Raw genomic sequence first — 13,897 nt, 5'->3', positions numbered from 1 at the left:
GAAATGCACCGCGAGGCTTATATTGTGGATTTCCACATACCCAGATCAAACTTGATCTAAAACAAATGTGGTTTAGGGAAGGTAGCTGTTATTCTTGCTTCATTATTTTCGAAGGAACGATTCGACTCATCATGAACAAAACGCCACGGTTGCTTCAGTTTTGGATTCTTTGCTTGGTTGTCTTTGCATCTTTAGCTCAGGGCGCTGTTTCTGAACAAGAATATCTGCAAGAAATGCAACAGCAAAAGGCAGTGCAGCCAGAGGCCAAGCAGAAAGTCGAAGTGGGCGTGTTAGCGATACGTGGTCACCTTTATGCTGAGCAGAGATGGCAACCGACCATTGATTGGCTCAATCAGCAAATTTCCGATGTGCATTTTGTTCTTCATCCCCTTAACTTGGATGAAATGGGCGAAGCGGTGAAGTTTCAGACCGTGGATTTCATCTTAACTAACCCAGGTCAGGCAGTGCGATTGGGTAGGCAATACGCGCTATCGTGGATGGCAACGCTAACCAGCCGAGCGCCGCAAAATTCGAACTACGGCATTGGTTCGGCGCTGGTGGTTCGAGCCAGTTCAAGCTATCAAACATTGCAAGATGTCTCAGGGCTTCCCGTTGCGGCTGTATCAGAAAAAGCCTTTGGTGGTTACTTAACGTTGCGCTATCAAATCGTGGAAATGGGTCTTAATCCGAACGATTTCTTTGCTGATGTCCGTTACCTCGGCTTTCCTATTGATGCCAACCTGTATCAATTGCGTGATGGCAATGTGGAAGCCGCTGTCGTCCCTGCTTGTTTATTGGAACAGATGCAAAATGAAGGTCTGTTACAGCAAGGGGATTTTCTAGTGCTAAATCAACAGCTAAATGAACACTCTTCGTGCGCTGTTTCTACGCCGTTATATCCAAACTGGTCATTTGCCAAAACAGAGCGTGGCTCAGCTCAGCTCGCCAAACAGATTGCGCAAGTCTTGCTTGCTATGCCGCCAGATCACCCCGCCATTATTGCCGCTGGCGCGTCAGGTTGGACGTCACCCGTCAGCTTGCTGAGCATCGACAAACTCTATCAGGCTCTAGACCTCCACCCGTTGCAACAACCTTGGTGGAGTGAGGCACTGCGCTGGCTGCGTAGTCATCAGGAATGGGCGTGGGCGCTGTTCATTTTTGTGATTGTATTGAACGCTTACCACTTTTGGCTTGAGTATCGATTTAGCAAGAGCAAGCAAGCGTTGGAGCAGACATCGTTACGCTTAAAAGAGAAAAGTGAACAGTTAGAGCATTCACAAAGAGTCGCGATTGTCGGTGAAATCGGCACCAGTCTTGCCCATGAGCTCAATCAGCCATTGGCGGCCATTCGCAATTACAGTGAAGGCGGTTTACTTCGCTTGGCCAAAAAGCGCCCTCATGAAGATATTGTCCCAGTGCTTGAGAAAATACAGGGGCAAGTTGAACGAGCCGATGCAATTATTCAGCGCTTAAGAACGTTGATCCGCAAGCGTAGTGTCGACAAAGCGCCGTGCGATCCTCAAGTACTCATTGATGACACGATTGAGTTGCTCCATTTTCGAATGCAGAAGCAAAATATTTCGATTGTGACCAGTATAGAAGGGAACGTCCGTCCGGTACTTGTCGACGCTGTGGGCGTTCAACAGGTTTTAGTTAATGTGATCAGTAACGCGATTGATGCGTGTACTTTGTTCCAAGAGAAATATCACTCGTCAGGTTATCAAGGTAAAATTGCCCTGCATAGTGACTACCAAGTCAATCAACTTTCCATTCGAGTATTAGACAACGGCACAGGGTTGCAGCAAGAGAATCCAACTCAAGCGTTTGTGAGTAGCAAAGAAGAGGGACTCGGGCTGGGGTTAGCCATTTGTCGTGATGTAATGGAAATGCATGGTGGCGAGTTTCTCATCAGCTCGACAGCGCCACATGGCTGTTTGGTTGAGCTCGTGTTTCCATATCAAAACTAATCTGAACTAGGCATAGGAGCATTCAATGAGCAGCGGTGAAAAGCAGCTACCTGTTTTTGTAGTCGACGATGATGAATCGGTACGTGACTCGCTCGCTTTTATGTTGGAAGAACATGACTTCAACGTCACCACTTTTGCTGATGGGCAGTCTTTCCTTGACGAGGTGGACGTTCAGCAAGCGGGGTGTATCATTCTTGATAGTCGAATGCCAAATCTTCGTGGTCAGCAAGTCCATCAAGTTTTAAATCAAGCCAACAGCCCCTTGGCCGTTATTTACCTGACGGGGCATGGTGATGTCCCGATGGCGGTCGATGCATTACAAGCTGGCGCGGTCAATTTTTTCCAAAAGCCAGTCAAAGGAGATGAGTTGGCACAAGCCATTTTGCAGGGACAAGCGCAGTCGGCTGTAAACCTTGATATGGCGGCGGCAAAATCGGCGTATGAATCGCTCACTCCCAGAGAAAAAGACATTTTACGTTTGATCATTGCAGGCAAGCGCAACATTCGAATCGCTGACGAACTTTGCATTGCAATGCGCACGGTTGAAGTACACCGCGCCAACCTATTGAAAAAGTTCTCAGCGAAAACCGTCGCAGAGTTGGCATATATTTATGGCAAGCTAGATTAGAGCTTAGTGAGTGAAGCTTCTTAATGCTATTTTGTGGATACAACTTGAGCTTTATGACGACTCGCGTATTATCTTCTTCGTTCTTACTTTATCTGAATTCTTATGAGTTTATTGACTAAACGACATCACACGCCACATAAACGGGTGAAATGGCTACTAGCGATTATTGGCTGGGTGGTTGTCGTGTGTCTGATGCAAAATTCAGGTTTTGCATCGTCATGCTCTATGAAGTACGAGACGGTATCGCCTGCTGTTTCACTTACTGATGAGGGTTCGAGCGTCAAGTCGATTGATGCTAAAGAAACCAGCAAATGCGAATTGTCTGAAAAATTAATTCAATTTTCTCAACATCAACTCGATGCATTTATTGTTGTTCTGTTTGTCGGTCTTTTGGCATCGGCTATTTGGTTGTGCAGTGCCTATATTGGTGCGCAACATTGGACGGAACCGATAGGCCGTAAGTATCGAGTCCATCTGACTTTCTGTGTATTCCAAGAATAAAAACGTGCTTTCTGACCAATAAAGTCAGCGATTTAGCACATTTGTTTTTATTATTAGGAATTACTATGAATCAAATTACCAAACTGACTCAGTTCGCGTCTATGTTCTTTATGACGCTGGCGTTGAGTTTGTTCTCTCTGAATATTTCAGCACAAACTACCGATACCGGTTGGATGACTAACCCGCAACATCCTCCAGTGCAAACGCGCTTTGTACTAACGGGTCAACAAGATCCGCAAGCCAAAACACTTACAGGTTATTTGGATGTCAAGTTAACCGGAGACTGGAAAACTTATTGGCGATCGCCGGGCGAGGGTGGTGTCGCGCCATCGATAGATTGGCAAAACTCGCAAAACCTGAGCAAGGTTGATTGGCAATGGCCATATCCGCAAAAGTTCGAGTTATTGGGCATTGAGACTCTCGGTTACAAAGGCGACACTTTGTTCCCAATGACGCTGCATATCGACGATATGTCGAAACCCGTCACGATTGATGCAGTGCTCACGCTTTCTTCCTGTACGACGATTTGTGTGCTGACGGACTACCAAATCCAATTGACGTTCTTACCTTCTGAGCTGAAAGTGGACGAAGACGTGATGTTCAGTTACGCCCAAGCGGCGAGTAATGTTCCTCAATCTTCGCCTTTTGTTGAGGTCACGCAAACAAATTGGGATGTGACTCAATCCAAATTACAAATCAAACTAAAGAACACGCAAGGTTGGCAAAATCCTCAAGTGTTGGTGGATGGTGTTGGTGATGCGATTCGTGACTACAGCTTTAAGTTGGATGGACTTCAGCAAGAAGGTGATATCGTCACAGCAAATTACTCGGTTGATACCTGGCTGGGTGAGGTAGAGCTTAATGAACAATCGTTATATGTTTCTATCAAAGATGATAACTTGCTGGTCGAAGAGGTAACACAAGCACAAGCAGGAGCGGTTACATCGTCACTGCCAACTACCTCTTTAGCGAGTATTTTCTTATTTGCACTGTTAGGCGGTTTGATTTTGAACATCATGCCGTGTGTTCTTCCGGTTTTGGGGATGAAGCTCAGCAGTATTGTGGCTGCGCATGGTGTAGAGCGCCGTCAAATTCGTACCCAGTTTATCGCTTCTTCTCTGGGGATTCTCACTTCGTTCTGGCTGATAGCTGGATTCATTTTGGTGTTGAAGCTTACGGGTAACGCGATCGGTTGGGGCGTGCAGTTCCAAAGCCCTTGGTTCCTAGGATTGATGGTACTAGTCACTGCTTTGTTCGGCGCCAATATGTTGGGGTTATTTGAAATCCGTCTGTCATCGGGTACCAATACATGGCTCGCATCGAAAGGTGATAACTCTCTAGTGGGTCACTACGTTCAAGGTATGTTCGCTACTTTGCTTGCGACACCTTGTTCCGCACCGTTTTTAGGCACTGCCGTTGCTTTTGCCTTGGGCGCGGACGTATTAACGTTATTTGCAACCTTTACAGCATTAGCATTGGGTATGGCACTGCCTTGGATCTTAGTCGCTGTGTTTCCAAGTATCGCGCTAAAACTACCAAAGCCTGGTCCATGGATGAATGTCGTTAAGATCGTGTTTGGCATAATGATGTTGGCAACCAGCGTTTGGCTACTTTCATTAATGGCAAATCATGTACCGATGTTATGGATTGCACTCATCGCTGTGGTTGCTTTTGTCGTCATGATGGCAAGAGTTAAGCGTGTGTATGGTGAGAAAGTACTTGCTGTATCAGGGACCGCATCGTTAGTGTTAATAGCTGGCGGCTTACTACTTGGCAGTGTCACTGCTGACCAGTGGGCAACGCCACTTCCGGATGATCTAGCTTGGCAAAAGCTTTCTAATTCAGCAATTGAAGAGCACGTCAGTAATGGGCGAGTGGTGTTTGTGGATGTGACTGCGGATTGGTGTGTCACGTGTAAAGCGAACAAGATCGGCGTGATCTGGCAAGATCCTGTCTACTCATTGCTGCAAAGCCCTAATGTGGCGACGTTAAAAGGGGATTGGACACATCCGGACGGCTCGGTAACGGACTTTTTACGAGCTCATGGGCGTTACGGTGTGCCGTTTAACATCGTCTATGGCCCGGCGGCGCCACAAGGTATCCCGTTACCTGTGATTCTGACTGATGATGTTGTTTTAAGCGCGGTGAAACAAGCGAGTGGGGGAACCATTCAATGAGTTCGACAAAGCAGCGTAGAACATTCCGATATTGGCTCATTCAAATCGTACAGATGGTGCTCATTGTCACCGTCATTTCCATCGTGATGGATTGGTATCGCACTAAAGATATTCCTAAACAGGAGGCTCCACCATTGAGCTCCGTATTGAGCGATGGTGAATATTTCGATGCAATCGCGCAAAGTCATGAACAACCTGTCGTTGTTTACTTTTGGGCGACTTGGTGTCCCGCTTGTAAATTTGTAAGTCCAAGCGTGAGCTGGCTGAGTGATGACTATGCCGTAGTTGGCGTTTCTGGCTCATCAGGGCCAAATGAGCGTGTGGCGCAGTTTATGCAGGCAAAAGAATATCGTTTTGAAAACATAAACGATCCTTCAAGCGATATTATGCGTGAATGGAAAATTAGCGTGACTCCAACCATTTATATTTTAAGAAATGGTGAAGTGACCTCTATTACGACAGGCGTTACAACGCCGATAGGAATATTGGCGAGAATTTGGTTAGCTCAATAACTAAATAAAAATCCGATATTCAAAATACTGAATATCGGATTTTTTCTTTTTATTTTCTCGCTCCAACGGGAATCATAATGTGTGCGTATGGAGTGCCTTTCCACATTACGTATGGGCCACCATAACTTGGGTCGGTTGGTAGAGAGTCCAGCAACGCTTGGTCTGGGGTAGTAATCATCAAGTGTGGTCCTTCCACAATCCATTGATTATCGTCCGTCATCCCTTCTGCAAATGGGTCGGTGTTACTGGCACCGCCATCACCCGCTAACATGTAAGAAATGCCTAATGCTTTGGCTTGGAAAGGTTTTTTGTTCATCCAAGCGTCTGCCCATTCCATCCAAGGACCATCCATACACATTGGAGCAATGCCTTCCAATTGAGGTGGCGTTGGGAAGCAAGTGTATTGGCTAGAACCTTCTTGCAGAACATTATTGTTCCAGTCCATCACTGTTACTTTATCGCGAATAGTCGGTGGTGCAGCACTCAGTGCATCTTCTAAAAGTGCTTTTGAATCATCGGCTGCGAATGCGCCAAAAGCGCAGCTGACCGAAATAACAGCAGTTAAATATGGAGTTAATTTCATAAATTAAACCTCAAGTTAATACAACATGAGAATTTGAGCACTTTAATTATAGAATGATATTAAAAATAAGAATCATTATTTAAATGGAAAATAATAAGCGATAGGTTTGTTATGTTAATTTAAATATTGTTTTTATATACAGCGAATAGAATGATGGAAATAAGATTCGCTGAATAATCGAAGCAGATTATCAGGACATATTTTTTCTTTATGCACTTAAAAATTCCATCGGAATCACGGGCTAGTACTTTTCAAAATTTCATCTATTTCTACTGGTTATCGCTGAATAACCAGTCGGTTACGTTTCATAGAAAATTAGCTATTTAATAAGTGCCTAGGTGCGTATTGCGTGTTACATTCGAGCATCGTTCTGGTTATCAAGGACGAAATGATGGATGTTTCAATACCACGATCCGGATGGACAAGATTTGCCCCGAAATACTTATAGTGGATCGGTCGTGCATAAGGCATATACCGAAAGTGAAGTTGAACAACTCTGTCAGCAGGCGGGGGTTGGAAGTGGTTTCCTTAGAAAATGTGATTGGTTACGTATCTGGTGTTGGTTATGTGTGTCGATACTTGATGCTAGAGCTGAAAAAGTCACACCGCTGAAATAAGTAACAAACAAGGACTGTTTTTGAAAACACAAGATTTAACCAAGTTCGGGTCGGGCATTGAATACGATGCCCAATACGAGCAGCATTACCATTACGACATTGCTTTCATCACAAGGTTAATCGAAGAAACCAATGCTCGAAGTGTACTGGATGTCTGTTGTGGTTCCGGCATTGTCACGATTCCAGTCTCTGAGCAACTCAACGAAGCCATTGGCATTGATATTTCTGAAGGGATGCTCAAACACGCAAAGGACAAAGCCAAAAGTAGGAGTAACTTACGTTTTCTTCATCTCGACGCAACCCAGTTTTCGTTAGGTAAGAAGTTTGACCTAGCCATAATGACAGGGAATGCATTCCAAGCCTTTTTAAGTGACGACATGCTGGCAGGCGCACTGAGCTCAATATCAAAGCACCTAGAAAAAGGTGGGCGATTTGTCTTCGATACGCGGTTACCAACGCCAGAGAATCTAGAATTGGATCATGAGATGGCGCTGTGGCAAACCTATGTTTCTCCAACCTATGGTGAAGTGAATTATTTCGGTATGAAGGCCGAGTATGACTTGCAAACGTCCATCATGTATTTGAACAAAGAGCGCCATTTTGAAAGTGGAACGATTGAGCATTCCAGCATTGATTTAAAATATCGCCCGCTGGAAGACATAGAGGTTTTCCTTGAACAAGCGGGATTCAGAATTATAGAGAAGTACCAATCTTGGTCAGCACAAGTATTTGAGGCGAATGCCAACTCGCTTGTCTGTGTGGCTGAGAAAATATAAACCAATGTTGAGGGATACAATGCAAGGGTTTCGAATTACTACATTGTTAGATGACATGGATTTAGGCGTTATCTACGAGTTCATTTCAAACAGTTATTGGGGAAAGGGTATTCCAAGAGAACGCTTTGAGAAGTCATTGCGAAATTCGTTCTGTTTCGCGGTTTTGGATGACGAAAATCAACTCGTTGCTTTTGCTCGGTTAATTACCGATCGTACCACGTTTGCGTACCTTGCCGATGTGTTTGTTGTGGAGGCACATCGTGGTAAAGGCATCAGTAAGTGGTTGATCTCAGAAATTGTTGCTCATCCAGAACTACAAGGCTTACGCCGTATGATGCTTGCAACCCGCGATGCTCATGGGTTGTACGAACAGTTTGGGTTCACTCCTATTGCTCCAGTAGAAAACTTCATGCAAATCTGGAAACCGAATGTTTATCAGAGCTAAATCATGATGAGAGTTGAATCTCAACAAGTGGCAATCAGACACCTCAAAACAACAGACTCTGCTCCTCTGTTTGAAAACTATTTAGGCGATGAGCAAGCATACCGCTTCCTCAATCGCCAAGCCCACCAAAATTCTAATCAAACCCTTGAAGCCATCGAAAGATGGTGCGCTCTATATGATCAAAAGTCTCCCAATCTATTAGTCTTCGCTATTGAAGAACTCACTTCTCAAACTCCTATTGGTTGTCTGGTGCTGATACCTGAGCAAGACAGCAGTGAAATCCATTTTGGTATTTCTGCTCGCTATCAGGGAAAAGGCTATGCAACCCAAGCCTGCAAACTTGGCGTTGTTTACCTGCAAAGCTTGGGTATAACGCGCATTCGCACTACCCCGCATATTGGCAACCACGCGAGTATTCGTGTGTTGGAGAAATGTGGCTTTATCAGCCAAGGCATTTTAAAAGCGCATGCGGTTTTTCCTGCTCTAGGACGTGAGGCGCAAGACTGTATGGATATGCGATTGGAGGATACAGAACTGCGCCATTTTGCACATTGTTCAGAATAAAATAGGTGGCGGTTGAAATGAGCGGTTACAGAGCATGTTAGTCGCCATCGTAGACAGCGTCTTTGCTGAATGATTCGTCGAGATTTTTTAGTCTTTGATTGTCAGAGGCGACTGACAAAACCATACCAACTGTGACAACCAAACCGCTATTAAAGCAGGATATTATTCCTTCAACTTTGTGTTTTAGGAGTAGTCATTAGACTACCCAATAATTGTTGGAATAAATAATGACGAAACGTTGGCTTGTCTCCGCTGTGAGCATTGCGCTGCTCGGCGGTGGTACGTATTTCTATCTCCAATCTGCCGCTCAACCAGAATTGCTGCCTACATTGATTGTGGAAAAAGGCACGATTGAAAAACAAGCGGTGGCTGTTGGTAAAATTGTCCCTGCACACTCCGTGTCTATCAAGTCACAAATCGACGGTATCGTCGGTGAAATTTACGCGAAAGTTGGTGAAAAGGTGAAGCAAGGCCAGCCGCTGATCAAAGTGCGTCCAAACCCAACCCCCCAAGCATTAACGGATGCATCGGCAGAACTCATGCGTAGTGAAGCCGATCTGGAATCCGCCAAACAAAAACTGTCCAACTTAGAAAGCTTGGTCAAGCAGGACATTATTCCAAGTAACTACGACGAATACGTAAGTGCGCGCTCGGCAGTCAAATCTGCGCAAGCGGACGTATTGCAAAAGCGCCAGAATCTCGAACTCATCCGCAGTGGTGAGGCGTCTATCGGTGATGCGCGTTTAACGTCGACGATCTACGCGCCAATTGATGGCACGGTACTCAACCAGAAAGTTGAGGTCGGAGAGCCGATCATCTCGACTCAATCAAGCCAAGCCGCGACTGAAATGATGTCATTGGCCGACATGAACAGTCTGATTTTTAAAGGCAGCGTCAGTGAGCATGATGCTGCGCAGTTGTCTCCGGGAATGCCCGTTATGTTGACGGTTGCGCCTTATCCTGATGTGGCGATTTCTGGTGCGCTAACCAAAGTGGCGATTCAATCTGAAAACCTTAACTCACCAGAAGGCAACGCTTCGGCAAAAAGTTTTGATAACGGTTTTGAGGTTGAAGTGGGAGAACTCAAGATCCCACAAGATGTGTTGCTTCGTTCTGGTTTTTCTTCGACGGCTCAAATCATTCTGAAGAAGTCTGAAAACGTGCTCACGCTACCGGAGCGCGCTCTGCAATTTGATGGTGACGCACCGAATGTTCTGATCCCTGATAGCTCAGAACAAGGGTTTCATAAACAACCTGTGAAACTCGGTCTGTCAGATGGCATCAATGTCGAAGTGCTTGACGGCGTGGAGCTTGATGAAGAGGTTATCGACAACAGTATGATGGGAGCGGCGCATGGTTAAGCTGCAACGATCAACAATCGCCTTTGCATTGTTGGCTTCCACGCTCAGTTTGCCGACCTACGCAATTTCTATTGAACAAGCTTGGCAACAAGCAAAGCAGAACGATCCAAATTACGAAAAAGCGAAAATCGGCGTCCAGCTTGGCGAGGTTGGCGTACAGAGTAGCCGCAGTGCGTTATTGCCGGGTTTAAGTGCCAGTGCGTCAGCGGATTGGAATGAGTCCTCAAGCCATTCGAACAGTTACGGTGCTACCTTATCTCAAACTATTTGGGATAGCAGCTTGTGGTCGGAACTGGATCAAGCGAATGCCAATTATCTCAAAGCACAGTTAGAGCTATCTCAATCGCATAACGAGCTTGCGCAGAAGTTTCTCACTGCTTACCTAGATGTGGCAAGCGCACTGGGCGACCTCAAATTGGCGCAGTCCAAGCTGGAGGAGGGGAAAGAACTTCTCAACATCATCGAGAAACGCTATCGAGCAGGCAAAGTGAAGTCGGTTGATGTTGAAGAGATGCGAGCGAATCAAGTCTCTGAGCAAGCAAGTATCCTCAATGCAAAAGCCGATCTCGAAGTGAAAAAAGCAGAGCTTGCGGCGTTAATTAATCAAATGCCCGAGAGTGTCGACCAAATTCGAACGGATTCTTTGATTCAGCCACCGATGCTGGTGGACTCTCAGGAGCAATGGCTAAAGCTGGCGAAAGACAGCAGTCCAGAGCTGTTGGTGGCGGCGCAGATGGTGAAAGCGAGCGAGTTCGCGAAAGATTCAGCTAAAGGTGGATACTACCCAACCGTCAAAGGAAGTGTGGGCTACAACGATGGTGACAATCGTTCAAGCGGTGAGTTTAACGCTGGGATTAGTTTGAGTTTGCCGATTGACCTCAATGGTGCAGTGCGAGCGAAAGTGGACGAAGCATCGTTGAACATTTTAAGTGCTAAGCAAGATATGCGTAGAGTGGAAATTGATATTCAGAAACGAGTTATTCAGCAGTTTACGCAGGTCGATATCAATTGGAATCAAGTTTTAATAGCGAACGAGCTGGTTGAGTCGCGCGCCAGAGTGTTGCAAAGCAAAGAGAAACTTTACGACGCTGGTCTGCTTGAAGTGTCGGAAGTTATCAGTGCACACAACAGCTTGTTTGAGGCGAAAAACAGTCTGCAAACCAACTTGTACAGCTATTGGCGTAAGAGAATCGGCTTACTGCAAACCGCAGGGAAACTCGATGACGATACCATGGCGTTGATCTCTCGGGCTTTTCATTCATGAGCAGCCTGTTGCAGCAAACTTGGCAAACGTTGATGGCGCACCGCATGAAGAGCGTGCTAGCCATTATCGCGATTGCTTGGGGCGTGATCTCTGTGGTGGTGTTAATCGCACTTGGCGAAGGCTTTTATCGCCATCAGACCCAGTCGTTTTCATTTATGATCAACAATGTGCAAGTGATGTTTCCGTCGAGTACCAGTAAACCGTGGCAAGGGTTACCTTCAAGACGACAAATTGATATTCCACAAGAAAAAGTCGACATGATCAAACAGTCGGGCTTCGTGCAACAGGCGTCGAGCGTTTACGCCAAATGGGATGCGAATATCACCAATCTCAAAGGACAGAACTTATCGAGTACGGTCAGCGGTATTGATACGTCTTACTTTCCTTTAATGCAACGCAAGCTGCAATCCGGTTCGAGAAACCTGTCACCAAGTGATATGAACAACCACACTCGCCTGGCAGTGTTAGGCGATCAAATTGCGCAAATGGGCGGAATCCAAATCGGGGATAGGCTCAAAGTCAACGGCATTCCGTTTTTGGTTATTGGGATAACCGGCGGTGAGGACACTGGCATTTCATTCGGCGATAGCCGCACGGTTTTCATTCCTCAAACAACGTACCGCGATTTGTGGGATACGAAACCTTGGATGGTATTGATGAAGCCGAGAGACGGGATGGATGCACCGTCGTTTCGACAAAATATCGTGAACTTTTTCGCCAAGCAGCTTCATTTTGACCCAAGTGATAAAGATGCGGTCGAATTACCCGATTTTAGTGAAGGTGCGGCGGTCATCAGTGGCATTTTGCGTGGCATTCAGATTTTTCTCGGAGCGAGCGGTGCGATGACCATGGCGGTCGGTGCGCTTGGCGTTGCCAACATCATGTTTTTATCTGTCACTGAGCGCACGCGTGAAATCGGTGTGCGTTTGGCGATCGGGGCGACTCAAAAATCCATACTCAGTCAGTTTATTCTTGAAGGGTTTATTCTGGTAGCCGTGGGCACGGCATTAGGTCTGATGTTTTCGTATGCCGTGGTGTCTGTCCTAAGCAGCATGGCATTACCGGAATGGATTGGTTTACCTGTGATCACGCCAGATTCCATTGCTTGGTCTTTACTTGTGACGCTTATCTTGGCATTGATGGCATCGTATTTCCCAGCAAGGCGAGCATCGCGTCTCACGCCAGTCATTGCTTTGAGCGCGAGGGCTTAGTCATGTTGTTACCGATGAGACAAATTTTCCAAGAAATGGCCGCAGAAAAGCTGAGATTGGGTTTGACCATTCTGGCTGTAGCGTGGGCGACCCTTTGTATCGCTGCTATGTTGGCGGTAGGTGAGGGTATTCGTCAGGGCGTATTGAAAACCGCACAAAATGGTAACGGCAACTTGATCTATTTGACCGGAGGGATGGCCACCGTCGACCACGGTGCTTTTCACCAAGGTAAGTTTCTGACACTAAAAATGGACGATTCAGAGGTCGTTCGAGCGTTACCCGATGTAAAAAGCGTTGCGCCAACGGCGAAGTGGAAAGAGCGCATCACCGTTGGTGACAGAAGCTCGTGGCAAGAGCCGTTAGCGGTCACGAGCGAGTTTCAATCCATGGCCAATTTGGTGCCGATGGCGGGGGGGCGATGGTTAAACCCACTCGATCAAAAAGAGACGCGCAAAGTCGTTGTACTGGGTTATGAACTGGCAGCCGACTTATTCAACCCGAATGAGGACTTTAGTTGGTTTGCGACAGTCACATTGCAAGTCAACCCTGTGGGGAAAAAGGTAAAAATCGGCAATGAGGAGTTCACTGTTGTTGGCGTATTGGAGAAAAACAGCGCTCAAATAGAGCTGGGGGATCTTATCAACTATTCCAGCTTTGTGCCGTTAGCGACGTGGAAGCGATTTCATGTCAACGGTGAAATTGGTGGCATCAATGTGCAACCACAAGCCGATGTAGACCGAGAAGCCTTAGCAAAGACGATCAGGCAAGTGATTGCCCGTAAGCACGGGGCAAGTGTCAGCGATGAGCAGATCGTCCAAGTCGATGATATGTTCCTTAAGCAAAAGAGTATGCAGCAGTTTCTGATAGGTTTGCAGAGTTTTCTTGGCATTATCGGCTTCGTGACGTTAGCTGTTGCTGGCGTTGGCATCGCCAATGTGATGTATGCCACCGTAAAGCGATCTACGCGTGATATCGGCGTGCGCATGGCAGTCGGTGCAACCCCAACGGCCATTCGCATGCACTATTTAGTGCAGTCTTTATTGACAATGATGATGGGGGGCGCGCTTGGATTAGCCGTGACGTACGCGCTGGTGTCTGCCATCAGTTCCATTCCTTTAGAGGGCAATGCCTTTTATGAACAACTGGGTAAACCTGTCCCTGAGTTGTCGTGGGTCGTTGTCGCGATTGTCATCCTCACCTTAGTGATCATTGGTGTGGCATCTGCATGGTTACCTGCAAACCGAGCCGCAAAAGTCAGCCCGTTGGAGGCGCTACAAAGTGAATAACAACA

13 protein-coding genes and 1 pseudogene are annotated in these 13,897 nt (G+C 46.4%); 13 read left to right on the top strand and 1 reads right to left on the bottom strand.

Annotated elements, in window-relative coordinates; all coding sequences use genetic code 11:
* Window positions 1-131: 131 nt before the first annotated feature.
* From NDJ01_RS00665 to NDJ01_RS00645, 5 genes are all read left to right on the top strand, one after another.
* Complete coding sequence (locus NDJ01_RS00665) at window positions 132-1,967, top strand: sensor histidine kinase (protein ID WP_145532912.1); 1,836 nt, start codon at window positions 132-134, stop codon at window positions 1,965-1,967.
* Between the two features lie 25 nt (window positions 1,968-1,992).
* Window positions 1,993-2,595, top strand: a complete 603-nt coding sequence (locus NDJ01_RS00660; protein ID WP_258586082.1) for a response regulator transcription factor — start codon at window positions 1,993-1,995, stop codon at window positions 2,593-2,595.
* Window positions 2,596-2,697: 102 nt separating this feature from the next.
* Window positions 2,698-3,096: a hypothetical protein gene (locus tag NDJ01_RS00655; protein ID WP_256952928.1), complete on the top strand. Its 399-nt coding sequence runs from the start codon at window positions 2,698-2,700 to the stop codon at window positions 3,094-3,096.
* 65 nt (window positions 3,097-3,161) lie between these two features.
* Entirely contained in the window at window positions 3,162-5,273 is a 2,112-nt protein-coding gene (locus tag NDJ01_RS00650; protein ID WP_258586081.1) for a protein-disulfide reductase DsbD, read from the top strand.
* On the top strand, window positions 5,270-5,785 hold the full coding sequence (locus NDJ01_RS00645) for a protein disulfide oxidoreductase (protein ID WP_124008325.1): 516 nt from the start codon (window positions 5,270-5,272) through the stop codon (window positions 5,783-5,785). The genes NDJ01_RS00650 and NDJ01_RS00645 overlap by 4 nt, the downstream gene beginning before the upstream one ends.
* A 49-nt stretch (window positions 5,786-5,834) precedes the next feature.
* Here NDJ01_RS00645 and NDJ01_RS00640 read toward each other — a convergent pair whose 3' ends face one another.
* Complete coding sequence (locus tag NDJ01_RS00640; RefSeq protein WP_258586080.1) at window positions 5,835-6,368, bottom strand: hypothetical protein; 534 nt, start codon at window positions 6,366-6,368, stop codon at window positions 5,835-5,837.
* 398 nt (window positions 6,369-6,766) lie between these two features.
* Here NDJ01_RS00640 and NDJ01_RS00635 point away from each other — a divergent pair.
* The 8 genes and pseudogenes from NDJ01_RS00635 to NDJ01_RS00600 all read left to right on the top strand — a co-directional run.
* A pseudogene (locus tag NDJ01_RS00635) lies at window positions 6,767-6,980 on the top strand (class I SAM-dependent methyltransferase); the annotation flags it as partial.
* Window positions 6,981-7,005: 25 nt separating this feature from the next.
* Entirely contained in the window at window positions 7,006-7,761 is a 756-nt protein-coding gene (locus NDJ01_RS00630; protein ID WP_258586079.1) for a class I SAM-dependent methyltransferase, read from the top strand.
* Between the two features lie 19 nt (window positions 7,762-7,780).
* Window positions 7,781-8,206, top strand: a complete 426-nt coding sequence (locus NDJ01_RS00625) for a GNAT family N-acetyltransferase (RefSeq protein ID WP_258586078.1) — start codon at window positions 7,781-7,783, stop codon at window positions 8,204-8,206.
* Window positions 8,207-8,209: 3 nt separating this feature from the next.
* Window positions 8,210-8,770, top strand: a complete 561-nt coding sequence (locus NDJ01_RS00620) for a GNAT family N-acetyltransferase (protein WP_258586077.1) — start codon at window positions 8,210-8,212, stop codon at window positions 8,768-8,770.
* Between the two features lie 227 nt (window positions 8,771-8,997).
* Window positions 8,998-10,131 (top strand): efflux RND transporter periplasmic adaptor subunit, encoded by a 1,134-nt coding sequence (locus tag NDJ01_RS00615; RefSeq protein ID WP_258586076.1) that lies wholly within the window; start codon window positions 8,998-9,000, stop codon window positions 10,129-10,131.
* Complete coding sequence (locus tag NDJ01_RS00610; protein WP_258586075.1) at window positions 10,124-11,395, top strand: TolC family protein; 1,272 nt, start codon at window positions 10,124-10,126, stop codon at window positions 11,393-11,395. The genes NDJ01_RS00615 and NDJ01_RS00610 overlap by 8 nt, the downstream gene beginning before the upstream one ends.
* Window positions 11,392-12,606 (top strand): ABC transporter permease, encoded by a 1,215-nt coding sequence (locus tag NDJ01_RS00605; protein ID WP_145532926.1) that lies wholly within the window; start codon window positions 11,392-11,394, stop codon window positions 12,604-12,606. The genes NDJ01_RS00610 and NDJ01_RS00605 overlap by 4 nt, the downstream gene beginning before the upstream one ends.
* 2 nt (window positions 12,607-12,608) lie before the next feature.
* On the top strand, window positions 12,609-13,892 hold the full coding sequence (locus NDJ01_RS00600; RefSeq protein WP_145532928.1) for an ABC transporter permease: 1,284 nt from the start codon (window positions 12,609-12,611) through the stop codon (window positions 13,890-13,892).
* Window positions 13,893-13,897: the final 5 nt, after the last annotated feature.

Origin of the sequence: Vibrio sp. HS-50-1 (assembly GCF_024747315.1) — a bacterium.
Taxonomy (GTDB): domain Bacteria; phylum Pseudomonadota; class Gammaproteobacteria; order Enterobacterales; family Vibrionaceae; genus Vibrio; species Vibrio diabolicus.
This window is presented reverse-complemented; position numbering and strand designations above follow the sequence as displayed.

What these genes read in the sequence shown, in the direction of transcription:
- NDJ01_RS00605 (WP_145532926.1), top strand. Translation starts at nt 11,392, where the DNA reads ATGAGCAGCCTGTTGCAGCAAACTTGGCAAACGTTGATGGCGCACCGC.
- NDJ01_RS00610 (WP_258586075.1), top strand. Translation starts at nt 10,124, where the DNA reads ATGGTTAAGCTGCAACGATCAACAATCGCCTTTGCATTGTTGGCTTCC.
- NDJ01_RS00640 (WP_258586080.1), bottom strand. Translation starts at nt 6,368, where the DNA reads ATGAAATTAACTCCATATTTAACTGCTGTTATTTCGGTCAGCTGCGCT.
- NDJ01_RS00650 (WP_258586081.1), top strand. Translation starts at nt 3,162, where the DNA reads ATGAATCAAATTACCAAACTGACTCAGTTCGCGTCTATGTTCTTTATG.
- NDJ01_RS00645 (WP_124008325.1), top strand. Translation starts at nt 5,270, where the DNA reads ATGAGTTCGACAAAGCAGCGTAGAACATTCCGATATTGGCTCATTCAA.
- NDJ01_RS00655 (WP_256952928.1), top strand. Translation starts at nt 2,698, where the DNA reads ATGAGTTTATTGACTAAACGACATCACACGCCACATAAACGGGTGAAA.
- NDJ01_RS00660 (WP_258586082.1), top strand. Translation starts at nt 1,993, where the DNA reads ATGAGCAGCGGTGAAAAGCAGCTACCTGTTTTTGTAGTCGACGATGAT.
- NDJ01_RS00615 (WP_258586076.1), top strand. Translation starts at nt 8,998, where the DNA reads ATGACGAAACGTTGGCTTGTCTCCGCTGTGAGCATTGCGCTGCTCGGC.
- NDJ01_RS00620 (WP_258586077.1), top strand. Translation starts at nt 8,210, where the DNA reads ATGATGAGAGTTGAATCTCAACAAGTGGCAATCAGACACCTCAAAACA.
- NDJ01_RS00665 (WP_145532912.1), top strand. Translation starts at nt 132, where the DNA reads ATGAACAAAACGCCACGGTTGCTTCAGTTTTGGATTCTTTGCTTGGTT.
- NDJ01_RS00600 (WP_145532928.1), top strand. Translation starts at nt 12,609, where the DNA reads ATGTTGTTACCGATGAGACAAATTTTCCAAGAAATGGCCGCAGAAAAG.
- NDJ01_RS00625 (WP_258586078.1), top strand. Translation starts at nt 7,781, where the DNA reads ATGCAAGGGTTTCGAATTACTACATTGTTAGATGACATGGATTTAGGC.